Origin of the sequence: Sulfurospirillum arsenophilum NBRC 109478 (assembly GCF_000813345.1) — a bacterium.
Classification (GTDB): Bacteria; Campylobacterota; Campylobacteria; order Campylobacterales; family Sulfurospirillaceae; genus Sulfurospirillum; species Sulfurospirillum arsenophilum.
The window spans coordinates 679,713-704,577 of record NZ_BBQF01000001.1 but is presented as its reverse complement, the minus strand read 5'-3'; the positions used below and the strand labels follow the sequence as shown (position 1 = coordinate 704,577).

General features: G+C 40.2%; 21 protein-coding genes. 4 read left to right on the top strand and 17 right to left on the bottom strand.

Features of this window, described 5'->3' with window-relative positions; translation table 11 throughout:
• Window positions 1-28: 28 nt before the first annotated feature.
• Window positions 29-553, top strand: coding sequence for a protoporphyrinogen oxidase HemJ (gene hemJ / locus SAR02S_RS03555; protein WP_041956940.1), 525 nt, complete (start codon window positions 29-31; stop codon window positions 551-553).
• On the opposite strand, the gene SAR02S_RS03550 is transcribed toward hemJ, so the two are convergent.
• Genes SAR02S_RS03550 through SAR02S_RS03540 form a run of 3 tightly spaced genes read right to left on the bottom strand, consistent with a single transcriptional unit; the run spans window position 550 to window position 3,021 of the window.
• On the bottom strand, window positions 550-1,764 hold the full coding sequence (locus tag SAR02S_RS03550) for a BaiN/RdsA family NAD(P)/FAD-dependent oxidoreductase (RefSeq protein ID WP_041956939.1): 1,215 nt from the start codon (window positions 1,762-1,764) through the stop codon (window positions 550-552). The genes hemJ and SAR02S_RS03550 overlap by 4 nt on opposite strands.
• Window positions 1,761-2,600 (bottom strand): CvfB family protein, encoded by an 840-nt coding sequence (locus SAR02S_RS03545; RefSeq protein WP_041956937.1) that lies wholly within the window; start codon window positions 2,598-2,600, stop codon window positions 1,761-1,763. The genes SAR02S_RS03550 and SAR02S_RS03545 overlap by 4 nt, the downstream gene beginning before the upstream one ends.
• Window positions 2,601-2,616: 16 nt before the next feature.
• Entirely contained in the window at window positions 2,617-3,021 is a 405-nt protein-coding gene (locus SAR02S_RS03540) for a DUF2721 domain-containing protein (RefSeq protein ID WP_041956935.1), read from the bottom strand.
• Between the two features lie 104 nt (window positions 3,022-3,125).
• On the opposite strand from SAR02S_RS03540, the gene SAR02S_RS03535 reads away from it, so the two are divergent.
• Window positions 3,126-6,059: a MutS-related protein gene (locus tag SAR02S_RS03535; protein WP_041956933.1), complete on the top strand. Its 2,934-nt coding sequence runs from the start codon at window positions 3,126-3,128 to the stop codon at window positions 6,057-6,059.
• 126 nt (window positions 6,060-6,185) lie between these two features.
• Here the strand turns inward: SAR02S_RS03535 and SAR02S_RS03530 are convergent, their stop codons facing one another.
• The 3 genes from SAR02S_RS03530 to efp all read right to left on the bottom strand — a co-directional run bounded on the left by SAR02S_RS03530 (window position 6,186) and on the right by efp (window position 9,273).
• On the bottom strand, window positions 6,186-6,734 hold the full coding sequence (locus tag SAR02S_RS03530; protein WP_041956924.1) for a DJ-1 family glyoxalase III: 549 nt from the start codon (window positions 6,732-6,734) through the stop codon (window positions 6,186-6,188).
• Window positions 6,735-6,747: 13 nt separating this feature from the next.
• On the bottom strand, window positions 6,748-8,604 hold the full coding sequence (locus SAR02S_RS13155; RefSeq protein WP_052433511.1) for a methyl-accepting chemotaxis protein: 1,857 nt from the start codon (window positions 8,602-8,604) through the stop codon (window positions 6,748-6,750).
• A gap of 105 nt (window positions 8,605-8,709) precedes the next feature.
• On the bottom strand, window positions 8,710-9,273 hold the full coding sequence (gene efp, locus SAR02S_RS03520) for an elongation factor P (protein ID WP_041956922.1): 564 nt from the start codon (window positions 9,271-9,273) through the stop codon (window positions 8,710-8,712).
• Between the two features lie 220 nt (window positions 9,274-9,493).
• Between efp and SAR02S_RS03515 the strand changes: the two genes are divergently transcribed.
• Together SAR02S_RS03515 and SAR02S_RS13410 are read left to right on the top strand one after the other, a co-directional pair.
• The gene (locus SAR02S_RS03515) at window positions 9,494-9,742 is read left to right on the top strand and encodes a DNA-binding protein (RefSeq protein ID WP_041956920.1); all 249 of its coding nucleotides are present in this window, start codon (window positions 9,494-9,496) and stop codon (window positions 9,740-9,742) included.
• Entirely contained in the window at window positions 9,739-9,906 is a 168-nt protein-coding gene (locus tag SAR02S_RS13410) for a hypothetical protein (protein ID WP_156961433.1), read from the top strand. Before SAR02S_RS03515 ends, SAR02S_RS13410 begins: the two co-directional genes overlap by 4 nt.
• A gap of 33 nt (window positions 9,907-9,939) precedes the next feature.
• Here the strand turns inward: SAR02S_RS13410 and SAR02S_RS13645 are convergent, their stop codons facing one another.
• The 11 genes from SAR02S_RS13645 to pheS form a co-directional block, all read right to left on the bottom strand.
• A complete protein-coding gene (locus SAR02S_RS13645; protein WP_041956917.1) occupies window positions 9,940-11,595 on the bottom strand; it encodes an efflux RND transporter permease subunit in 1,656 nt (551 codons plus the stop codon).
• Complete coding sequence (locus tag SAR02S_RS13640; protein WP_041956915.1) at window positions 11,582-13,171, bottom strand: efflux RND transporter permease subunit; 1,590 nt, start codon at window positions 13,169-13,171, stop codon at window positions 11,582-11,584. Before SAR02S_RS13640 ends, SAR02S_RS13645 begins: the two co-directional genes overlap by 14 nt.
• Before the next feature lie 3 nt (window positions 13,172-13,174).
• Window positions 13,175-13,981, bottom strand: coding sequence for an efflux RND transporter periplasmic adaptor subunit (locus SAR02S_RS03500; RefSeq protein WP_232293978.1), 807 nt, complete (start codon window positions 13,979-13,981; stop codon window positions 13,175-13,177).
• Window positions 13,978-15,315 carry a TolC family protein gene (locus tag SAR02S_RS03495; RefSeq protein WP_041956912.1) on the bottom strand — a complete coding sequence of 446 codons (1,338 nt, stop codon included), beginning with the start codon at window positions 15,313-15,315 and terminating at the stop codon, window positions 13,978-13,980. The genes SAR02S_RS03500 and SAR02S_RS03495 overlap by 4 nt, the downstream gene beginning before the upstream one ends.
• A 241-nt stretch (window positions 15,316-15,556) precedes the next feature.
• Window positions 15,557-17,143 carry a phosphoglycerate dehydrogenase gene (gene serA / locus SAR02S_RS03490; protein WP_041956910.1) on the bottom strand — a complete coding sequence of 529 codons (1,587 nt, stop codon included), beginning with the start codon at window positions 17,141-17,143 and terminating at the stop codon, window positions 15,557-15,559.
• Window positions 17,140-17,628, bottom strand: a complete 489-nt coding sequence (locus SAR02S_RS03485) for a hypothetical protein (protein ID WP_041956909.1) — start codon at window positions 17,626-17,628, stop codon at window positions 17,140-17,142. Before SAR02S_RS03485 ends, serA begins: the two co-directional genes overlap by 4 nt.
• A gap of 3 nt (window positions 17,629-17,631) precedes the next feature.
• Window positions 17,632-19,308, bottom strand: coding sequence for a 30S ribosomal protein S1 (locus SAR02S_RS03480; protein WP_041956907.1), 1,677 nt, complete (start codon window positions 19,306-19,308; stop codon window positions 17,632-17,634).
• 64 nt (window positions 19,309-19,372) lie between these two features.
• Window positions 19,373-20,206, bottom strand: coding sequence for a 4-hydroxy-3-methylbut-2-enyl diphosphate reductase (locus tag SAR02S_RS03475; protein WP_041956905.1), 834 nt, complete (start codon window positions 20,204-20,206; stop codon window positions 19,373-19,375).
• Window positions 20,203-21,486: a 3-phosphoshikimate 1-carboxyvinyltransferase gene (gene aroA / locus SAR02S_RS03470; protein ID WP_041956903.1), complete on the bottom strand. Its 1,284-nt coding sequence runs from the start codon at window positions 21,484-21,486 to the stop codon at window positions 20,203-20,205. Before aroA ends, SAR02S_RS03475 begins: the two co-directional genes overlap by 4 nt.
• Complete coding sequence (gene pheT, locus SAR02S_RS03465; RefSeq protein WP_041956901.1) at window positions 21,483-23,822, bottom strand: phenylalanine--tRNA ligase subunit beta; 2,340 nt, start codon at window positions 23,820-23,822, stop codon at window positions 21,483-21,485. The genes aroA and pheT overlap by 4 nt, the downstream gene beginning before the upstream one ends.
• A complete protein-coding gene (pheS, locus tag SAR02S_RS03460) occupies window positions 23,819-24,811 on the bottom strand; it encodes a phenylalanine--tRNA ligase subunit alpha (protein ID WP_041956899.1) in 993 nt (330 codons plus the stop codon). Before pheS ends, pheT begins: the two co-directional genes overlap by 4 nt.
• Window positions 24,812-24,865: the final 54 nt, after the last annotated feature.

Here is a 24,865-nt window from a genome sequence, read left to right as displayed (position 1 = left end):
TGCGCACATATTTTTGCAGGAGCGAAAAATGGAGTATTATAGTTGGATTTTAACGTTTCATGTTATGGCATTTATGTCATGGATGGCGATGCTTTTTTATCTGCCACGTCTTTTTGTCTATCATGTGGAACACTCTCACAAAAGTGAATTTGTGGAAGTTGTTAAAATACAAGAGTACAAAGTCTACAAATACATCGGACTTCCTGCTTTTTGGGCAACACTTCTTAGTGGCTCAGCAATGCTCATTATCAACCCTATCTTATTTGAAACAGGCGAATGGCTCTATGCAAAATTAGTCGTGGTTGCGTTAATGACCGCGTATTCGTTTTCATTAGAATATTTCCGAGAAGAATTAGAAAAAGATGAGTGTAAACGCAGTGGCAAATTTTTTCGCGCCTACAATGAAGTACCAACTCTTCTTTCCATTTTGATCGTAGCCTATGTGGTGGTTAAAACGTTTTCATTGCTTTTTACAACCATTACCATTGCATTTTTTGCTTTTATCATTTATATGATTATGCAACAACCTGCACATAAAGATAAAAAAGACTAAACACTCTGTCCGACAAGATAGCCTGAAGCCCAAGCGAAGTGGAGATTAAACCCTCCACAATCGCCATCAATATCTAAAACTTCCCCACAAAAATAGAGATTTTTGATCTCTTTCGACATCAGATTTTTAGCATCCAGTTCTCTGACATCCACACCGCCTGCGCACACTTCAGCACTCTCAAATCCTTTGGTGGCTTTTACATGTAAACGTAATGACTTCAAAGCAAAAACGATCTTTTTCATCTCTTTTGCCCCAAGAGCTGCTGCCTCTTTGATGTGGGTTAATTTTGTATTTTCAACGATGAAATGAGCGAGTTTTTTAGGAATGATTCCCTCTAGCCATAAGGTAAGAGATTTATCTTTCGCAAAAGAAAGTCGTTTTTGAAGCAATGACGTAAGTTCTTCACGACTGAGATTTGGCAAAAGATCAAGCACAACATGCACGGCCTCACCATCCACAAAGGCTTTAGACGCGGCACGACTTATATCTAAGATAGCACTACCGGAGAGTCCATACGCGGTAAAAAGCAGATCGCCCTGCACACTTTGACGTTTTTGGTTAGCGATGTAAAGTTCCACACCCGCGTCCACTTTCACACCACTCACCTCTTTAAGGTGCGGCTCATCGCTGACAAATTGCACGAGTGAAGGATACGGCGCAATGACACTGTGCCCCAAAGCTTTCGCAAACGCATAACCACTGCCAGAACTTCCAAGGGTTGGCATCGCAACACTTCCTGTCGCGATCACACATGCATCAAAAGCGTGCGTTTTTTCGTTTACATGTAAAATAAATTCTGCACCTTTTTTCTCTATTTTGAGCACTTCACTCTCAAGTGAAACGTTCACGCCCAAACTTCGTGCCTCATGGATCAGCATATCCACCACACTGGAAGCTTGATGACTCATCGGGTAAAGTCTGCCTTCTTCTCCTTCACGCATTTCCAGCCCTAAAGAGCGAAAATAGGCTTTACATGTAAACGTATCAAAACGCCTCAATGCCTCTTTGGCAAAGCTAGGTGATTCGCCATGATAGCACGTTATGTTGATCTTTTCATTGGAGATATTGCATCTGCCATTGCCTGTAGCAAGGATTTTTCGACCCACTTTACTGTTCTTCTCAAAAAGCGTTACATGTAAACCTTTACGTGCCGCTTCGATGGCACAGACCAGTCCAGAAGCCCCCGCTCCGATGATGGCAACACGGCTCATAAAAGACGCATTCCCTCATCGTTCACTTCGAGTTTTTTCGCATCAATCAGCTTGGTAAGTGCGCGTTTATACGCCTTACGGCTAAGACCAAAACGCTCGGAAATAAGCTCAGGGGTACTTTTGTAATTCATCTCGCAAGCGCCTCCTGTGAGGCTTAAAATCTCTACGATTTTCGCAGCTGCGACCTTATCGCTTTTATCGCCAATGGGTTGTAAGATGATGTCGAGTTTGCCATCTTTCCTTAGGGTCTTAATGAACCCTACTTTTTCATCGCCCACTTCGATGTTTTCAAAAATTTCATTGTGAAAAATCAGTCCATCGTAAAGATTGTTAACGATCACTTTAAAGCCAAGTGGTGTGCGCTCACGCACCAACACATTGACCTCTTGTTTGAGTTTGAGTGCGCTAAGATCTTTCTTTAAAAAATCATTGTATTTTTGACTGCCGATGATGCGCCCTGTTTCATCGTCCAAACAGACCTGCACGATGACCTTCATACCCACATAAAAGGGGAACTTTTGAAGCGCTTTAGGTACGAGAAGATCTTTGGGTAATCCCCAGTCCAAGAAAGCACCAAATGGCGTTACATCTACCACTTCAAAACAGCCAAATTCATCCAGCATTGCCTTGGGAAATGTGGTACTTGCCACGATGCGATCTTCCGAGTCAAAATAGACAAAGACATCGATTTCATCGCCCTCTTTCATTGCAAAAGTGACGTATTGGTTTGGCATGAGAACTTCGTCTTGATCTTCACAGATCAAGTAAACGCCATTGTCGGTATATCGGTTGATTTTGAGGCGATTTTTCTCGCCTACGAGAAGGTATTGATTCATTTTATTTCTTTATAGTTTATTTTATTTTGCACTTGTCATGCATATCACTCAGTTCCATATTCAGCGCATGCGTCGAGATCATCACTTCCCAAAGTGAGATAAAAAGCGAAATACACATTGCGATGAGGCTGAGCCCAAAGATCTGTTTACCGATGCCAAAGAGTCCTAAAAAAAGTTCAAACATGGAAAGTGTGCAGAGCAAGATAGAGAGCACTCCAAAAAATTGCATCCATTTGGTAAGTTCTAATCGGTGTTTGAGGTTTTCAATTTGCTTATATTCTTCACAATTTTCACGCTCTGTTGATTGACGGTGAAGCATCCGAATAAGCTGAGCCACAGCCAAGAAACGGTTGGTATAAGCCAACAACAAAAGCGAAACCGCGGGAAATAAAAGAGCAGGTGTTGAAATTTCAATCTCCATGTTCATCCTTCATGTATAGTCTCTTTATTGTACCAAACAACCCCTTTCTTTATGCTTCCTTTGTGTATAATTGAATCTATCTTTTAAAGGCGGTACTGGTTTTAATGCTTGAAAATATTGCTCAAATGCTCTGCTCCAAAGAGAGACTTCTCACTGAAATCTACTTCGACCTTCAGCTCTTTTTTGAAGCAAAATATGGCAAAAATACGATTGTTTTTATGGAGATAGGCTCTTTTTTTGAAACCTACGAAGTGAACAATGAAACGCATCAAATCGGTAAAGCTAAAGAAGTTTCAGAGCTACTGAACATCCAACTCACCCGTAAAAACAAATCCATTTTAGAAAATTCACTCCAAAATCCTTTGCTTGCGGGCATTCCCTCTGTTTCACTTGATCGCTACCTTGCACGTCTGGTTCAGAGTAAAAAATACACCATCGTTTTAGTACGCCAAAAAGGCGAGCCACCGCATGTAAAGCGTTACATCTCAAACATCATAAGTCCGGGTACAAACTTTGACTACCTCATTGAATCGAGCGAAAATTACCTTGTCTCTCTGCTTGTTGACTGCAATCATCAGATCTACTCCGTTGGCTACAGTGCGATTGATGTCACTACTGGAAAGACCATCATCAACGAGGTGCATGGTACGAGAGAAGATAAAACGTATGCACTTGATGAGATTTTCAACCTTTTACAAACCTATAAAACCAGCGAAATTGTCCTCACGTTTAACACCGAAAGCATCGATAAAGAGTGGGTGCAAAACTACCTTGAAATTACACCAAGCGTCGCGCACAGCATCAACAAAGAGCGCCTTAAAGTAGCGTATCAAAATGAGCTTTTTGGGCGCATTTATGCGATTCGTTCCCTGCTCTCACCTATCGAATACCTCGACATCGAACGCTACCCTTACGCGAGCGAATCCTTAGCGATTTTGTGCGATTTTATCATTGAGCATGATGCCAACATTATCGAAAAGATGAGTCGTCCTATTTTACTAGGCAACAGTCGTTATCTTTACATCGGCAACAATGCCCTTGAACAGCTTGACATCATCTCCAAAAATCCCTCTGAGATGACACTTTTAAACCTGATCGACCAAACCTCTACTGCCATCGGAAAGCGCCTTTTGAAAGAGCGTTTGCTCAATCCTATTTGCGATCTTAAAACGCTAAACGAGCGTTTTGATCTAAGTTCCCAACTTATCAAAGAGTACAAAAAATTTGAGATTGCTTTAAAACAAGTCTATGATTTGGAGCGCATTTTAAGACGGATTGCTCTTAAAAAATTGCACCCTTTGGAGCTTGATTACCTCAGCACTTCCCTCGAAGCGATCTTAGGCATTCTCAAAGAAGCCGAACTTAAAAAAGTTCCAACCCCCAAAGATCTTTTCGATGAGAGTGAAGCACTTTTAGAAATGCTCAAAAGTACGTTTGTACTCGATGTGTGCGCCAAGTTTCGCAAAGATCAGATCAGCGAAAACCTTTTTCTTAAAGGGGTCTATCCGCAAATCGACAAGATCGAGCAGAGCAAAGAAGAGCGTTTTAGTGCGCTTGAGCATATCTCACGCCATATTGAAGCACTTTTTGAAGAGAGCAACCGCACGACGCTAAGCATCGAGTGGTTGGAGAGTGAAGGACACTACATCTCTATCAGCAAAAACCGTTTTGCGCTGATTGAAGAAAAACTCATGCAGAGCTTCATCACCATTGGAGAGAAGCACTACTTTTTCAAAGACTTTACCTTTAGGCATCTCAAAAACAGCGTGAAGATTTCAGCATCCTTGATTGAAGAAATTTCCCAAGAGATCACACTCAGCAACCTGCAAATGATCGCTTTGGTCAAACAGCGTTACGATGAGATGCTGGAAAAAATCGAGACGCATTACGCCCTTACATTAGAGCATCTTATCTCGTTTGTGGGAACCCTTGATGTTGCCCTAAGCAACGCCAAATGTGCGGTACATTTCAACTACGCAAGACCTGAGCTGTTGCCGATGCAAGAAGAAAAACGCTTTATCGAAGCCATTGGACTTCGCCATCCGCTCATTGAGTCACGCGAGGAAAATGGCATTTACATTCCCAACGATATTTTTTTAGGAAACTGCTCACCTGAGATCACCCACGATCATGTCACCTTAGAAGCGTGCAATGCCAATGAAGTACAAGGTATTTTGCTTTATGGCATCAATTCCAGTGGCAAATCTTCGCTCATGAAAAGTCTTGGCATTGCCGTTATCATGGCGCAAGCGGGCTTTTTTGTACCGTGTGCTTCCATGCGTTTTAACCTGTTCGATAAAATCTTCACACGCATTATCAGCCATGACAACCTTTACAAAGGGCTTTCAACCTTCACGGTCGAGATGCTTGAGCTCAAAAATATCTTTAACCGTACTACAGAATTTTCACTCGTGCTTGGCGATGAGATCAGCCATGGAACGGAGACTGAGTCTGCTCTCGCCATTGTGGCGAGTGCCATTACGAAGATGCACGCTTTAGGCTCTTTCTTTGTCTTTGCCACCCATCTGCATCAGCTGAGCCATTTGCCTTTAATCGCGGAGCTTAAAAAAGTAATCTATCTGCATTTAGGAGTCAGTTACGATGAAGAGAATGACAAACTGCTTTACAACCGAAAGCTCGAAATTGGTAGTGGTAGTTCATTGTATGGTTTAGAGTTTGCCAAATCTTTGCATATGGATAAAGAGTTTATCAAAACGGCTTATGACATCAGAAGAAGCCTCGCGGGAGAACTTGGCGAAGTGGAGCTTTTAAAGCAGAAAAAACGTAGCAAATACAACAAAAATCTCTACCTCTCCAAATGCGCACTCTGTGATGAATATGTCGATGAAGTGCATCACATCAAAGCGCAAGAGAGTGCCGATGCCAACGGTAACATCGACCACTTCCATCAAAACCATCGCTACAATCTCATCCCACTGTGTGCGAAACATCATAAAATGGTGCATGAAGGCAAAATCGTTATTAGCGGGTTTGTGATGAGCAGTGAAGGACTCAAACTCCACTACGAAGAGAAGTAAAGCTTTACGCAATACAGCAACACTGACCATACCCAACATAATTTCAGTTGTTAATTGATTGCTTTCTAATCTTGTATGTTGGTCTTTTTAACGATAATAGAGTTGCCAGGAACATTGTTTTTCCTCTTAAACTAGAAGTAAATCTTTTGCTAAATTTTCGCTCACCTCACGAGAACAGAGTTGTTCCACCAAAGAAAGAGCAAATAGCATCGCTGTACTTGGACCTTGTGATGTTGTGATGTTAGCGTCCATCACTACTTTATCCTTGGCGTTATACCCTGCACTCCCAATTTTAGCTTGAAATCCGGGGTAGCATGTGTAGTTATTTTTCAGCACCCCTGCGGTATGAAGGGCATACGGTGCGGCACAAATAGCCGCTATGGATTTATCCTTGGCATCGAACTCTTTTAAAAGCGTTTGTACCTTCGTATGCGCTGCCAAATTTGTAGCGCCAGGAAGTCCGCCTGGAAGTGCGATCATGTCAAAATTATTTCCGTCCAACTCGTTTATAAGCGTATCGGCAACAACAACAATACCATGCGCGCCTTTTACATGTAAAGACTCTAAACCTGCCATAACCACTTCCACATTTGCTCGTCTTAAAATATCGACGATCGTGAGTGCTTCGATCTCTTCAAATCCTGTAGCTAAAGGAACTAGTACTTTTTTGTTCATTTTTTTCCTTCTTTTACACTTTAAAATAGTGCAATTGATCGTTTAGTTTTTGTGTCACACTGTGTAGATGCTCCGCAGCAGAGGCGATCTCTTCGATGTCTCTTGCATTACTTGAGGTAATGTGATTGATCTCATTGATTTCATCGACGATTGTTTTGATTTCACTGCCCGTTTCCTCTGATGTATGTGTCGCTAAAGAGACGACTTGAATTGCGCTACCCATAAGCCCAACTGAAGTCCCTATCTTATGTGAAACTTCCGCCGACTGAGAGACAAGACCATCAAAAAGTTTTGCATTTTTTTCCATCTGATCAGCAGAGTTGACAATCGCTTGAACGATAACACTCACTGTAGCATGAATTTCAACCAAACTTTTTTGCGTTCGCTCAGCCAGCTGGCGTACCTCATCAGCAACGACAGCAAACCCTCGGCCATGCTCACCTGCACGCGCTGCTTCAATTGCAGCATTGAGGGCTAACAGATTGGTCTGATCCGCAATATCACCAATAACACTTAAAATGTCTTTGACTTTGTCTGCATCTTGAGAGAGGGTAATCATCTTATGCTGTAACTCGCTCTCAACGACACCTGTCTGTTCAATCTTTTGAATTAAAACACCAAAAATTTGATTGGCTTCAATCAGTGCGTCATTGGTCTGGGCGATCTCTGTTTGTGCTTTTTTAGAGTTACTAACCGAATCATCAATCTTGTCACGCGCTTGATTGCCTGTTTGCGTTGTAAGCGCGACAATACGACTCTCTTCCTCCGCACGCTTACCGATGTTATTGGAAGTTGTCGAAAGTTCATGTGACACAGCGGCATTTTCATCGCTTGCATGAATAGCACCTATAACAATCTGTCGCAGTCGTTCCATAAAAGCATTGAGTGCATCAGCGATTTCTTTGAGTTCATCATTGTAAGGTGTACTATAGCGCAGTGTCAAATCACGTTCATTAGAAACAATGGCTTTGGTTAACGCACGTAGTGGTAGGAGGACGCTTCGAATAATAAGGACAATCAAACATAAAACGATACTAACAACCGTACCTCCAACGAAAACATAAATAAACGTTGTTTGTTGAAGGGTTGATGCTATTTCATGGTCTAAATTTTTAATGGAAGAGTCAACCAGCTCTTCTGTTTGGTGTACAGTCGTACGCAATTTACCACTCAACCCACTCTTTTCATCTAAGCCTAACACCTCATTTGCTTTGACAAACTCGATAAAGCTCTCACGGTATATTTCCAAAAGTTTAACTGAAAAGGCAAGCTCGTCATGGCTTTGAACGTACTCGAGTGCTTTTTTATAGTTTGCACCATGTTCTTCAAAATATTTTGGTGAGAAACGAAGCATAAAATCTTTTTCATTGCGACGAAGGGTAAGCATCAAAGTTTGCATTTTATAGTCTTTGAGCTCTTTAAATCCATTTTCAGCATCATGAATGGCTTGACGCATTTTCCCTTCTAGCCCTTCATCTGGGGTAAGCCCTATTTTCTTTTTTTGAGTAACCACTTCATTAAAAACCGTTACATACGTCGTAATCACTTCGCTTAAATGTTTCAATTCATCTGTATTGATCCCTTTTTGCTTTGCTTGTTGAGAAAGTGTTTGTAACCGCTCGGTGAGTTGGATTGCTGATTCAATAAGTGCTTTTTCATACTTTATATCACTACGCATCAAAAAATCTTTTTCATGCTTTCGCAGCGTCAAAATATCCTCTTTGAGTAAGGTGACATCCATTCGAAGATTTAAAAGTTCTTTTTCTTTGTCATTAAAAAATTTTGCTGTCGAGTGAATCGCTGTGAGTCCCAATAAAACGACACATGCCAAAATAATATTGCGAGCTTTGATGGAGAGATGTGTAAACATTGAAAGCCCCCTAAACAGTTGAGTTATGAGGTTATTATAGCACTAAAGGGGAAAAGAAGAAGAGAGGTATAGCGCCTTAACGGCGCTATATTTTTACATGTAAGCTTATTTTACTTTTTCTAAGTATTCGCCACGTACCGTGTCAACTTTGATGAGATCACCCTCAACAACGTGGAAAGGAACTTGAACAACAGCGCCACTCTCAAGAGTTGCTGGTTTTTTACCACCTTGGGTATCACCTTTGAAGTTTGGTGGAGTCTCTACGATTCGAAGCTCTACAAACGCAGGAGCATCAACACCAATAGGTTGACCGTTGTGGAAAAGCATATCGACATTCATACCATCAATGATCCAGTCTGCTGCCTCACCTACTTGGTCACGTGTAAGACCGATTTGCTCATACGTAACGCTATCCATAAATTGTAAAAAATCACCATCGTCATACAAAAACTGCATGATTTTATCTTCAAGATTTGGAGTCTCACATTTATCGCCTGCGTGGAAGGTTTTTTCAATTACTTTACCATTTGCAAAAGATTTAATTTTACAACGTACAAATGCCGCACCTTTGCCTGGTTTGACATGTTGGTACTCTACAATTTTATAAGGGACACCGTTTAATTCGATCTTTAACCCTTTTTTTAAGTCGCCCATTCCGATAGAGGCCATAACTTCTCCTAAATATTAGTTTTCGCCATTATAGCGAAAAAAGTCAAGACAACAAAATGACTTATTTTTATACAATATATTGTATGTTTAAATCAATATAAATGATTAAAATAACAATTAAAAAGATATAATATCTGTTATAAAGTTTATAATATAAATTAATTAGTATATTTTATACAATTTAATTTATATTTAATACGTTTTAAAGTAGAATCGTACGATGAAAACAAGCGATATCATCAATCTTTTGCATAATGCTATTGAAGCTGAGAATATGGGTAAAAAAATTTCTCAAAAAAAGATGGCAGAAAACTTTGGTATTTCGATGCGTACCTACCAAGAGTGGAGACTCGGAAGTAGCGCGCCTATGGGGATTCCTGTGGTTTTTAATATGCTTGGAATGTTAAGAGATGAAGATATTGTGAGATTGGTGCGCAAGATAAATGACGGGCAAAAAGGAACGGTATGACAAATCTATCCGTGAGTGAGAAGTTGGCGTTAGAAGAGGTATTTGAATGTTTGAAAGATAAAAATTGCCGCAAGATCAGCATGATAAACAAGCGTCTTTTTATGTATCGCGTCATGCGTCTGCTCGTTTCAACGCGTCGAAAACTTTTACATGTAAAACAATAAGTTGCCCTATCTATGATTTACATGTAAACGTCCTTAAATTGCTTTCGTACTATCCATAAGCACTGGTACTACCACCAAAGAGACAATCACCGCCGCAATCGTCCCAAAAATAAGAGCCACACCAAGACCCCCAAAAATAGGATCTGTTGCAAGCAGTGTACTGGCTAAAATAATAGCCGCAGCTGTCAGTACAATCGGCTTTGCACGTGTCGCACTCGCTTGGGCTATTGCCTCTTTTTTCGGAGTACCTTGTTTCATCAATGTCTGTGTAAAATCAATCAACAAAAGTGCATTGCGTGAGCTAATGCCCATCAGCGAAATAAAGCCAATAAGTGACGTTGCAGTGAGAAAAAACGTCGTTGAAGAAAAAAGATCCATAATCCAATGCCCCATAATCACCCCAATAATAGAGAGAAAACTACCAAGCAACACAATGCCAGAGAGCGCAAAACTTTTGTAGTAAACAACCATGAGTAAAAAGATCAAAACAAGGGCTGCGATAAAAGCACCGCCGAGATCTCGAAAGGTATCCATCGTCACTTTCATCTCACCATCCCAAACCAGCTCGTACACTTCACCACTCTTTTTATCTTTGAGGGTTAGATCAAAAAGATGGCTTCTGCTTATCTCAAACTCATTGCCCAATGCCTCTTTAATGCGAGAGCGTGCCTCTAAAAGCGGATAGACTTGGGAAACCAAATCTGCTTCTGCTACGATGCTCACCATTTTCTGTAAGTTCTTTGACATAATGGTTGGGGAAGAAGCTACTTTCTCAACACGTACCACTTCAGACAGTGGCACCATCATACCTTGTGCATTGAGCAATTTTAACGAACTAAGCTTAGCGCTAAGCTCCTCGATGGAAGCGTGAGGCAGTGACTTGGAAGGTGAACTCAGTACGACATAAAGAGGGATTTGGGAAGGAGAATTTTCACTGTTTTTGTGTGCTACATGCATCCCTTCAAATCCAAGATAGAGTAACTCGTTAATTTTCTCAATACTAAGATAGGTTCGACTCACTTTTTCTTTATCCAAGATCAGTGCATACTTCTCATAAATCTCATCGCTCATGATGTCCACATCCACCAAATCTTTTGTCTGCATCACGATTCGTTTGATCTGCTCGGAAAGCGTGCCAAGGCGTTCGGCATTATCCCCATAAAGCTCAATGACAAGGGCAGCCATCGTTGGAGGGCCTGCGGGCTGTTCGACCATCTTAATGGACGTCTGGGGGATGAGTGCCTCACAGTTTTTTTGGATCAACGGGCGTAAGCGATGAACTATGGCAAAGGAGCGCTCATCTCGTTCATGAATAGCACTGAGATTAACCACGATTTCACTTACGTGTTCACCGCTCTTAAGCCCTGATCCTTTCACCAAACCTGCATAATCCAAAGGTGAGCCCATGCCATTAAACACTTCGATATTTTGAATCTCTTTCTCTTTTTGCAAGATGCCTACTACACACGCATTGACATGGTTGGTCTCTTGGTAAGAACTTCCATTGGGCAGATCAACATAGATAGAAAAAGTATTAGCACTTTTGCTGGGCAACATCTTTGCTAGAACGATTTTTGTGGGGAACATCAACACTGCCAGTATAAATGCTGCCAAGGTGAAAAGAAGTACCAACTTTTTTTTACGCTCTTCGAGTAAAAGAGAGTGAACAAACTGCTCAAATTTTTGCATTGCTCTCTCCTTTCGTATGCGTTGGTTTTTTTAAAAGTTTGCGTGCAAGAAAGGGCGTAAAAATATAGGCGATCAAAAGAGAAGCCATCATTGCCACAGGAACATTCAGCGGTATAGGCTTCATAAACTCACCCATCATCTGTCCCACAAACGCCATTGGTACCATCGTAAGAATAATGGCAATCGTTGCAAGATTGGTGGGAGCGCCTATCTCATCCGTTGCTTCGATAAGAAGTTCATCCATCTCTTTATCTTTAGCCTCCTCAGCATGTAGGTGACGGTGGATATTTTCAATCACCACGATGACATCATCCACTAAGAGTCCAAGGCTGAGTAAGAAAGCAAAAAGCGTAATGCGGTTGATTGTCTGATCGCTCATATACGCAATAAAAATGGTAATGGCTAAGATGGCAGGAACGGTTAACGTGACGATCAAACCTTCTCTCCACCCGAGAATAAATATAAGCAACAGTGCAATAATCACAATGGAGATAAGAAGGTGAAACACCAGCTCATTCACCGCTTCATTGGCACGCTCGCCATAATTTCGCGTTACGATATACCCAATTCCCGCCTTTTCTAATGCTCCCTGTGAAGCTTCAAGGCGTTTTAATACATCATTTGCAATGACAACAGCATTGGAGCCTTTAAGTTTTGAAATACTGAGCGTTACCTGATCTTGCAAGGGAGTAAAGTTTTCACCTTGCTTGTAGCTTATCTGTGCACTCTTTTTATTTTGAATATCATCGCTTAAATGAATCGCGGCAATGTCTTTAAGATAAACAACCGAACCACCGTAATGTGCCACAATAAGATTTTGAATATCTTCGATGCGCTCTAACGCATTTTTGACACCCAAGACGATCAATTTACCGTCTTGGGTTCTATTTTTCACTTCGGGTGAAGAGGCAGTCAATGACTTTAATGCCCCAACAATTTGATCTAACGAGAGGTTATAGCCAGAGAGTTTTAGAAGATCAATTTCGATGTTAAACTGCTCTTTGTGCTCACCTTTGATCTCCGTTTTAGCCACATTGGGGACATTTCCAAGAGAATTTCGAAACGCTTCTACTCGCTTATAAAGGCTTACGTTATCAACACCTTGTGGCTTTTTTGCATAAAAAGCAATGGAGAGAATGGGTATATCGATATCAATGTCAAAAGGACGAACCAGCGGCGTAGACGTTCCAGCAGGCATTTGGTCCATATTTTGCATCACTTTATCGTAAAGCTTGAGGTTGGATGCCTCACGGTTTTCACCAATGTAATACATGACATTTACAATGCCCACATTATCACTCGCAACACCGTAAATATGCTCCACTCCCTTAATCTCTTTGATGCGTCGCTCTAGCGGACGAATGACGACTTGCTCCACTTCCGCAGCACTGGCTCCGGGCAGAGAAACGATGACAACACCCCCACTGATTGAGATTTGAGGGTCCTCTTCGCGTGGCATCAAAGAGAGCGCTATGACACCTAAGGTAATGAGTGTTGCCCCTAAGATCATCGTGAGAGGGTTACGTAAAAAAAGACGCGCTAAGTAACCCGCTAGATATTTCTCTTTGTATTTCATTGTTTACTCACCTAAAACCACGATAGCGTACATACCGGGATAAGCTTTGGCTTCTTTACATGTAAACGAGAGTTTCATTTTAAACGTGTGTGCCATAGGGTTGGAACTTGGGATTATCGCTTCAACCTTCCCTTCGCTAATGCAACCAATGGAAGGTACTTCCACGCGCGCACGATCTCCTATTTTGACACTTTTGAGGTAACTCTCCGCGATCTCCGTACTGATTTTAAGCGAGCTTAAATCAGCCAATACAAGAGTAGGAACCCCTGAAAGTGCCATCTCACCTGCTTTAATATGCTTTTCGATCACCACACTCTCATTAGGAGCTTTAACCTTGAGGTATTGGTACTGGTTTTGAACCTCTTGACGCTTTTGTTTCGCAGATGCTACCTGCTTTTGTGCGATTTCTACCGTCGCTTTGAGATTGGCAGTGGAGAGTTCAAGGTTTTCAACTTCATACTTTGAAACCATGTCTTTGGCAAGCAGACGCTGATAGCGCTCTAAGTTGAGAACAGAATTTTTGTATTGGTTCTCATACATTTTCAAATTTAGCTCTGCTTGGGAAGTAGCAAGTTCGCTTTGAGTGAGTGCCGTATCAACCTCTTTGGAGTCAATCGTATAGAGTAGGTCGCCCTTTTTAACCACATCGCCTTCACTCACATAAACGGCTTGAACAAAGCCCATGTAACGGCTGGAAATCGTTTTTTGGTTCTCTGAGATGACACTGCCACTCAAGTTTAAGCTCGTTGCATGAAGCGTTACAGAGGCAATTAAACTAAGCATGAGCACTTTTACATGTAAAGATTTCACTGCATTTCCTTACTGGCTAATTTTTGAAGCTCGAAGATCTTCTCATTGCGTGCATTCTGGACTTCACGAAGTCTCAACACTTTGGTCAGCTCTTCAGATTGCTTGATTAAAACATCATTGATGGAGACAAGTTTTTGCTCGTATCTGCCTGCATAATTTTCATAGATAAGATGTGCGAGTTCCACCTCTTTTTTAAGGCTCTTGATCTCATACTCATGATTTTGAATCTGCGTTTGAATCTGTTTTAAAGACAAGGCAATATTTTTCTTTGCAAGCCCTAACTGCTGTGTTGCTTTAAGATTTTCGACACGCGCTTTTTCTAAACTGTTTTTATCGCTTCCGCCATTGAAAAGGTTCCATTTTACTTGAAGTCCTACCGTGTAAGCATCGTTTTTTGAAAAGTCATTCATATACTTATCGTCACTGCTCCCATAATTGGCAAAGGCACCCACCTGTGGTAAAAAAGCACTCTGTTGCACTGCGAGGTTCATCTTAGAGATTTCCACACTTTGTTCTGCTTTTTTGATCTCAAGGTTATCGTTTAAGAGACGCTCATCGGCGACTAAAAGAGTCTGCGCATCTTCATAACTTCCTTTGATGGATTGGATAGATTCATCGACCAAGAAAGAGACAAAATAGTACAAAAGTTTTCTATTGGCTTCAGCTTGATTTATGAGACGCTCAACATCGGCTTGTTTGCTTTGGACTTCTAAAAGATCCACTTTTTTAACATACCCCTCTTGCATCATCGCTTCGGTACGCGCTTCAAGTTTGGCCGTATTGGAAGCAATGATGTGTAAATTGTAAAGATAAGCATCCAAAAGCGAAATGGCAAAAAAACTTTTTTTAAGCTCATAAATTTTTTGTAAACTCATCGCTTCTCTGTCCAATGTACTCATCGCTTCTAATGCTTTGGTGATTTTGCCGTACTGCTCTAACTTACCACCCGTATAAAGCGGAATGGTGTACTCTACTTTGGTTTGAAAATGATTTCTATCTTTGGGGTTGTTAAGATCTTCAGGCGTTTGCATATAGTTACTGCCCGTAAACTGTTTAAAACCAAAGTCAGCAAATGTGGCTTGGCGGGATTGAAGTTTATAACCAAAAATGGAAAGCGCATCGTTGCTGCGAAGTGCTGTTTGGGAAAGTTCTACACTACCATAGTTTTGACCAACGGCGGCTTGATGTTCTAAGGATTTTATTTGCTCATCAAACTTTGCAATAGCAATTTCACTGTTTTGCTCTTTCACTTTTTTAATGGCATCGTCTAAACTTAGCCCATCTTCTGCAAAGCAAAGACCACTAGCAAGTAAGAGAAAAAGCAAGACTTTCATGCAAAACTCCTATCCTAATTTCATAAATTATAACAATGTTATCAAACTTATAATATTTATTTATTTATCTGAAAAGATTAAATGCATTATTTTAGAAAAAGGTAATTAAATTTTACTTTTAAATCGACTAGTAAAAGCAATAAAATTGGGAGTTTATGAAATAGAAGTTAATTATATTTAAACGAAACAGAGGAAAAGAGTGGACTTTTACACGTCCACTCCTGAATAAAAATATCAAAAATTATAAAACAGCGTACTCAACCCAAACACATGAATCAAGTTTATTGAGCTCTGCAATGATTTTTTTATCAATGTCTGTATCGACCAAGATAACCGCCATTGCAAATTGATGAGCACCACGGCCCAATCTAAAGTCTGCAATGTTAATGCCCTCTTTCGCCAAAATGGAAGCGATATTGGCAATAACACCTGGTACGTCATTATTTTTAAAGATAATCATTTTGCCTTTTGGTTTAAAGTCAAATTTAAAACCATTGATACCAACAATGCGTTGTTCATCTTCACCAAAGACGGTACCACTAATGCTGACGACATTTTTCTCTGTCGTGAGCGTCAATGTGACGATATTTTTATACCCACTGGTGCTGTTTTCAACTGAAAACTTACTATCGATACCTTTTTCTTTGGCAACAAACTCAGCATTAACATAATTAATTTTGTTTTCATTTGCTTCTTTGAGAGAACCTACAATACCAAACGTAAGGAGTGATTTAGCGTATGCACCAATCTCACCTTCAAGTTCAAGTTTGATAGACTTAATCGCTGAGCGGTTAAGTTGCGCTGCCAAGAAGCCCATTTTTTGAACGAGTTCTAAGTATGGCTCAACAAATGGTGGAATATCTTCTGCTTTAATTGGCAAATTAAGGGCATTAGGATAACTGATACCACGCGCCGCGCTAATAGCATTTTCTGCAGCTTGGATGGCAATTTTCTCTTGAGATTCTAAGGTGTTTGCACCAAGGTGAGGTGTAACGCAGATATGCTCAAGGTCTAATAAGGGATGACTTGTTGCCGGCTCTTTAGAAAAAACATCGATACCCGCAAATGCAATCTTTCCACTTTTAATACCCTCATAAAGAGCATCTTCATTGTAAAGTCCACCACGTGCACAGTTAATAAGTCTAACGCCATCTTTCATCTTTGCGATCTCATCATGAGAGATCATGTTGAGCGTTTCTTTATTTTTCGGTGTATGAATCGTAATAAAATCACATGCTAAGATATTATTGAAATCTTCAGTATAGGTCATGCCAAGATCGGTTACTTTTGAAGCAGAGATATACGGATCATACGCGATGACTTCCATGCCAAATGCTTTAGCACGAATCGCAACACGACTACCAATATTACCAAAACCGATAACACCTAAACGCTTCTCGCACAGTTCGACACCATACCATTTTTCACGATTCCAAACACGCTCGATTTTGAGATGATTGTTGGCATTCACAAAACTTCTAGCCGTTCCTAAAAGATGCGCCATGGTAAGCTCAACTGCGGCAATAGTATTGGCCGTAGGAACATTCATTGCGATAATACCGCGTCTGCTACAACCATCTTGGTCCACGTTGTCAACACCCACGCCAGCTCTTACAATCGCTTTTAAATTCGTAGCAGCATTGAGAAATTTTTCATCAACATCGGTTGAACTACGCGTAATAGCAACATCACTATCACCAATGATTTTCAATAACTCATCTTTAGGTAAACGCACAGCATCAATAACTTCAATATCTTTCTCTGCACGTAAGATTTCAAAACCTTTTTCGTGAATAGCATCGCATACAATGATTTTCTTCTGTTTCATAACCAAACCTCGACAATTTTTGATTTAATATCGTATTTTTCAAGCTCTAAAACAACCTTATCCAGTTGTTTCTCACTCTTCTCTTCTATATAGATAATAGGAACTTTATCTTCCTTAATCACCATATACGGCAGGTGCAAAGAGGTAAGTGTTTGTATGATACAAAAAAGTGAATAGCGATCCGCCCGATCAATCACCAAGCGAAACGACTTTAATTTACTACCCGTACCACTTTTTTGTCCATACGCATCAATTTGCATAAAAAGCTCATTGACAGGGAAAATAAACTCCCTAGCATCTTGATGTGCCATCTCTTTGATCCAAACTTTTTGTGATATTTCTTGTTTGATTTCTTGCTTTTTGGGAGATTCGTACTTGGTCACATCCGCATTCACATCCGCCTCTTGGTGTAGGAGTTTTGAAAGAAAAAACCCTACACCTAAAAAGAGGAGTAAAAAGAGTGCGCCAAGTACTTTTTTTTGCATCGATTATTTCAATTGATCTTTTAAAATATCTCCGAGCGTCATTTTCTCTTCTTTATTGATCTCTTTAAGCGCTTCTCTCTCTTTCAATTTTGAAAGACGTCTTACAGAAAGACGGATACGATTTTTTTTGTCATCAATAAAAGTGATTGCCGCTTCGATCTCATCACCAATTTTAAGATCCTCTTCATTCACTTGACCTAAATCTTCTTTACGAATCAATGCGTCAACATTCTCTTCAAGCTCAACAAAGATACCAAAATCTTTAATATCTCTGATTTTACCATGAACAATGTCACCGTTTTCATGTGATTTTGCATATTTTTGAATTGGACTATCTTCAAGCTCTTTTTTGCTGAGAGATACTTTTTCAGTCTCTTCATCAATTTTAACGATTTTGACTTCAACTTCATCGCCTACAGCAAAAAGCTCTTTGCATTTGTTGTTACGATCCCAAGAAGCATCCTCATTATGAAGTAAGCCTTCAATTCCACCAATTTTAACAAACGCACCAAAGTTAGTAATCGTTGTGATTTCACCTTTGACAACATCACCTACTTTGAATTTTTTCATGAAATCATCAAATGGTTTTGGAAGTACATTTTTAAGAGAAACTCTAAGTCTTCTCTCTTTTGCATCAATTTCAATAACTTCAACATCAACCACTTGTCCCTCTTCGATGTAATCGCGTGGGTGTTTGATGTTTTTATCCCATGAAATTTCAGAGATGTGAAGGAATCCTTCGATGTCATTACCAAGATCAACAAACGCACCGTATGGCTCGATATTGCTGATGGTAACTTGAATCGAATCACCTGTCTCTAATTCATCTTTAATCTCATCCCATGGATCTGGCATAGCCGCTTTTACTGAGAGAGAAAGATGACGTTTATCTTTATCATATTTGATCGCTTTAACAGGAATAACTTCACCCTCTTTGTAGAGTGTACCTGGGTTTACAGGACCTTTGTAGCTAATTTCGCTGTAGTGAACAAGACCGTCAATTCCGCCAACATCAACAAACATACCATATGTTGTGATTTTTTTGATGGTTCCTTCTACAACTTCGTCACGGTCAATCAACTCTTGAACGATCTCTTTGCGTTTTTTACGCTCATCATCCAAGAATTTTTTGCGAGAAATAATGATAGATTCTGTATCTGTGTCAATTTTAATAATTTTGACTTTGAGTGATTTACCCATAAGTGCGTTCATGTCTTTAACAGCTGCTTGTGAACGTGGAAGGAAAAATTCGATACCTTCTGCATTTTCAGCGATAAATCCACCTTTATTTTTACCAGTGATTTTAACATCAAGAACAACATCGTCTTCTTCTTTATATTCAGCGATAAATGATTTAATATGACCTTTACGAAGGGCCTTTTTGTGCGAAACCGCTGGTCTTTCGTTTCTGAATCCTGTAATAACTACAGGGATTACATCTCCCACTTTGCATGTTATGTTGCCATTTTCATCTGTAACCTCAGATGCATTCAAGCGTCCTTCGGACTTCTTGCCCACATCAACTAAGATGACATCTTCTTTGATCGCTACAACAACACCATTGATGAGTGCATCTCTCTCAGAATCTTTGAAAGACTCTTCCAGCATAGCCGCAAAATCCATCTCCTCATGTTCGTCTACGGCGTCAGTATGAACAGCTTTGTTCGCCTCATTTACCATTTTATACCCTTTTTGATTGATTTTTGACACATTTAGCTACATGTAAACATGTAAAAGTTGTCTATTATACTTTAATTTCGCTGATTTTTCCAACTATTTTTTCGATAATCCAATCCGGTGTTGAAGCGCCCGCAGTCACGCCACAAAGCGTTTTCCCGACGAACCAACTCGGATCTAAATCTTTCTCACTCTCTACTAAAAAACTATCATTACAATACTCTTTGCAAATGCTGTGTAACTGCTTCGTATTGGAGGAGTTTTTACCCCCAATCACAATCACAATATCCGCTTCTTTTGCAAGCTCACGTGCAGCATCTTGATTTTCAAAGGTTGCATTGCAGATAGTATTAAAAACACGAACTTCTTTATAACGTGTCTCCAAAAAGTTGGTAATTTCTAAAAATTCATTGATTTTCCGTGTCGTTTGTGAAACGACAGCAATTTTATTGCCTTTAAATTTCACTTTTTCCAGTTCACCGACACTTTGTACCACGTGTGCGCCATGAATGGCATAGCTCTCAACACCCTTCACTTCAGGATGATCTGCATCGCCAAAAATGACAATTTCATACCCTTCCGTACTCATTTTTTCGCAAATTTCTTGGGGTTTTGTCACATAGGGGCACGTCGCATTGATGACTTGAACATCACTTTTTAACAATGTTTCAAGATCTTTTTTTGGAATGCCATGTGTTCGTATAATCGCTTTACCCACTCCCTCTGCTTCAGAGATATTATGGAGTGTTTTGACATTAAAATTCTCACGTAAACGATTGATCTCTTCGTTGTTGTGAATAAGTGGTCCAATCGTTGAGGCATTTTTTGTATTTTCAGCAATTTTTATAGCTCGTTTTACGCCAAAACAGAAACCATAACTCGCTGCTAATTTGATCTTCATAATTGCACATTTCCTATTTGAGAAAGCAACTCAATAAAATTGGGGAAAGAGGTGTTGATACAGTCAATATCCTCAATTTTCATCGCTGTTTTCGTACCAGCAATGGCAAAACTCATTGCAATTCTGTGGTCTCCAAAACTGTTAATGGTAGCGCTGTTAAGCTCTCCGCCAGTTACTTCATAACCATCTTCAAACTCTTCCACATCAATGCCACATAACCGAAGATTTTTGACAACGCTGGATATGCGATCACTCTCTTTGACACGCAATTCCTGCGCATTTTTAACAAGGCTTTTACCCTTTGCACATGAAAAAGCGATGGAAAGAGCAGGCAATTCATCAATCAACCATGAGATGTTTTCACTCACTTCAACGCCATGCAACTCTTGTCCCGTAATCACAATATCGCCAACACTCTCATACAAGCTTTCTTTCTCAATAAACTCTACAGAAGCACCCATACGTGCAAGCACTTTATAGGCTTCAATACGCGTAGGGTTTAAGAGCATATTGTGCAGTGTGACTTTACTTCCTTCGTTAATCGCAGCAGCAACGGCAAAGAAAAAGCCACTGGATGGATCACTTGGCACGGTTATATGAAGGGGATTAAGCGGTTTTGTCTGAGGATGAATGGTTACATGTAAACCCTCTGAAAGCACATTGGCTCCCATACCTCGAAGCATGCGTTCACTGTGGTCACGGCTTAGTTCTGGCTCACTAAAAGTGGAAATGCCATCTGCTTGAAGAGCCGCTAAAATCAGTGCGCTTTTCACTTGTGCTGAGGCTATTTTACTCTCGTAATTAAACGCTTTGAGTGTTTCTCCACGAATGCCTAAAGGTGCGTAATTACCACTGTTTCTGCCATCAATTTGGGCACCAATACTGCGCAGTGGGTCTGCAACACGACGCATCGGACGTGAGCATAAGTATTTATCGCCATACAAGACGAAAAAGCCTTTGCATGAAGACAAGAAGCCCATTAAAAGGCGTATCGCCGTACCAGAATTTCCACAATCAAGAATCAGTGGAGGCTCCACAATGCTAAGAGGTGGCGTAATCGTAAGTGTTCCATCTTCTGCTTTGGAAACATGCGCACCCAAAGACTGAACAATGCTCAAAGTACAGAGTGTATCTTCAGCTGGGAGATAATTTTTAACGATGGAGGGTTGATCGCTCAGAAGTGAAAAAATCGCACAGCGATGGGAAATTGACTTATCGCTGGCGATCTGATCGGTTGTAAACTCAAAAGAGGCTTTGGGGTTTACATGTAAGGTTTTCATCGGATGGTGATTCCAAATTTCTCTTGAATTTTTGAAAGCAGTGCTTCCACCATAGAGGCGATCTCCTCTTCTTCAAAGGTTTTTTCCATAGATTGGAATTGGAGTTTGAGTGTAAGGCTTACTTTATCGCCAAGACTCTCATGCACATAACGATCGATTACTGCAAATTTTACCAAAGCAGCAGGAGCAATAGAAGCAATAAAACGCTCTAATTCAGAGTATTGCATTTTTGCATCTACAAGTAAACTTAGATCGCGTGAAGAAGATGGGAGTTTAGAGTACTCTTTTGCAATTTTGCGTTGGTACGAAAGTGCATCAAAATCAAGCTCACAAATATACGTACGCGCCAAATCAAGCTCTTTTTCGACTTGCACATTGACACGTGCCATATAGCCTGCTTCCACACCGTCAATCATCACACGAGCGGCTTCATAAGGGCTGCAAAGACCATTGACATTGCTTAAAGGAAGAAGCGTAAAGTTTCCTAAAATACTCTGGATTTTACTGGCAAAGGCAAAAAAGTCAATTTCGCTTGGCTTACCGTGGTTCGCAATCTCTGCAATGCCATTCTCTCCGCTAAAAACAAACGCTATTTTTTTAGATTCAGCTCTCTCGGTATCAAAAACACTGCCAACTTCAAAAAGTGCCACACGCTTTTTACCAAATTTAAGATTGCTGGAAACCGCGCTTAAGATATTTGGCAACAAAGAACTGCGAAGCGTGTTAAGCTCACTGGTAATAGGATTTGCTACTTCAAGCGCTTCATTTAAAAGTGGTAAGTGGAATTTCTTCGCATTTGCTTGATCATCAAACACAAAGTGCAATGTCTCAAAAAAACCTGCTGAAACGGCACGGTGACGATACATTTGTCGCTTTTTAAAATTTAAATAAGGCTGATTGATCTTCAGTTGTTCTGCAAAGACAAAAGGCTTAGACGTAATATTATCAATCCCTACAATACGCACAATCTCTTCACAAATATCTTGTGTATTCACAACATCCGATCTAAATTGTGGAATTTTAACATTGATAACATCTTGCTCAAAAGCAAAGTTAACACCAAATCCTAAATGTTTTAAAATCTTAATAATTTTATTTTTAGGGATCTCTTCACCAATCATTTGGGTTAATTCACTTTGGTGAATATTGATCACTTTGGCTTCAAAACTTTGCGTAATTTGTTGGGAATCCGCGTAGGCCATAATTTTAGAGCGTTTAAGAAGCATTTTAAAGAAATAGTTCAAACCAAATGCAAGATGCGGTTCACTCCCTCTTGAAGAGCGGTAAAGATGTTTATCGCCACCTAGTTTTTTATTGGCACTGCGCGATGCAATGATTTCAGGATGCGTGTAGTTTGCTTCAACAATAATTCGCTCATCTAAAGCTGTGGCTTTGCACTCGCTCATCTGAGCAATACCCGTAATCGCTACTTTTTGACCACCCAAACCAAAAATAGTATCTAACCCATTTTCATCTTTGGCAATAGCAATTTTTGCTTTGTCATCTTTCGCGCCAAAACACGTTTGGTTATACGCACGAAGCAAGACACCTGTAACATACGTTGAATAATCAATTAATTTACCCAATAAACAGCTATTTTCTACTTCTGCAAACCCTAAACGCAGTTGAATAATAAGTGGAACTTCAATCTCTTTGTTGTCAAAAACTTTGTACATGTAAGAGCCATCTAATGCTTCACTACCATGCAGATGAAGAACACGGCCAACACCTGGTTGATTCTCTTCTTCTTCTTTTTGGTTAAGTGTTTTCACTTCAAGATCAAAATAGACACTCAAATCTCTGGCTACGCCATAAACACTTTGGCAGTCACCACGATTTGGAGTCAGCCCAATCTCGATAATATCATCATTGATCAGAGGATATTCACACAAAGGTTTACCAAGTGTAAGTACGCCGATGCTATCATCTAAGATCATAATGCCATCATTGATTTTAGGAAGTCCAAGCTCTGTGGAAGAACAGATCATACCACATGACTCAACATCACGAAGCTTTGCTTTTTTAATTTTTAGTCCACCAGGAAGAACTGAGTCAATCAATGCAACGGCAACCATTTGACCAGCCGCTACATTTTTTGCACCACAAACGATCTGTTGAACGCTTTCGCCCACATCTACTTGACACACATTGAGTTTATCAGCATTTGGATGCTTCTCGCATGAAACGACCTTCCCTACAACCACATTTTGAGGAATTCGGATTTGTGTGAGCCCATCAACTTCAAGGCCAATGGCATTCAGTGCTATTGAAATTTTATCAGTATCGATTGCACCAAGATCAATCCATTCGTTTAACCACTGTTTTGTTACTATCATCTAAATTGCTCCAATAATCTCAAATCACCCTCAAATAACGATCGTAAATCAGGAATTTGGTGTAAGAGCATTGCAAATCGCTCAACGCCAAGTCCAAAGGCATAGCCACTCACATCTTTATACCCTACGGCTTTAAAGACATTAGGGTCAACCACACCACAGCCAAGCACTTCAAGCCAACCTGTGTGTGAACAAACGCGACACCCCTCGCCTTTACAGAAAATACAGCTAATATCTGCTTCCGCACTCGGTTCCGTGAATGGGAAAAAGCTAGGACGAAAACGTACTTTGACATCGCCAAACATGTACTTTAAAAAGTCTTCGAGAATAAATTTTAGATTAGCAAAAGAGACTTTTCCAGCTTTATCAACCACCAAACCTTCGACTTGGTGAAACATCGGTGTATGTGTTATATCAAAATCACGTCTAAAGACAGCACCTGGGCAGATCATACGAATCGGCGCTTTTTGTTTCAGCATCGTCCTGATTTGAACAGGTGAAGTGTGGGTACGAAGGAGCATCGAATCTTTAAAATAAAATGTGTCTTGCATATCACGTGCAGGGTGATATTTAGGAAGATTCAATGCTTCAAAGTTATGAAAGTCGTCTTCAACCAGAGGACCTTCTTCAATCGAAAAGTTCATGCTCACAAAATATTCGATGATTTTATCCATCGTGTCCATGACAGGATGAAGCGCACCTGCAGCACTTTCTTGATTAAAAAGTGTCACATCGACACTGCTTTTACGCATCTGCTCTTCAATCATCACTGCTTCTAAAGCACTCTTTTTTTCATTAAGTCGTTCTAAAAAATTTTCTTTGTTGACATTAAGATTTTGAGCGAACTCTTTTTTTGCATCACCATCAAGCTTTTTAAGCTCTTCAAACTGTGCCGCAAAATACCCTTTTTTACCAAAAAGAGAGACGCGCATCTTTTCTAATTCAACAAGCGATGTGCACGCAGCTATCGCATTTTCCATATCTTTCAAAGGTATACCTTTCATTCGTGAGCACGCATGATGCTCTTAAGTCTATTAGGAAGC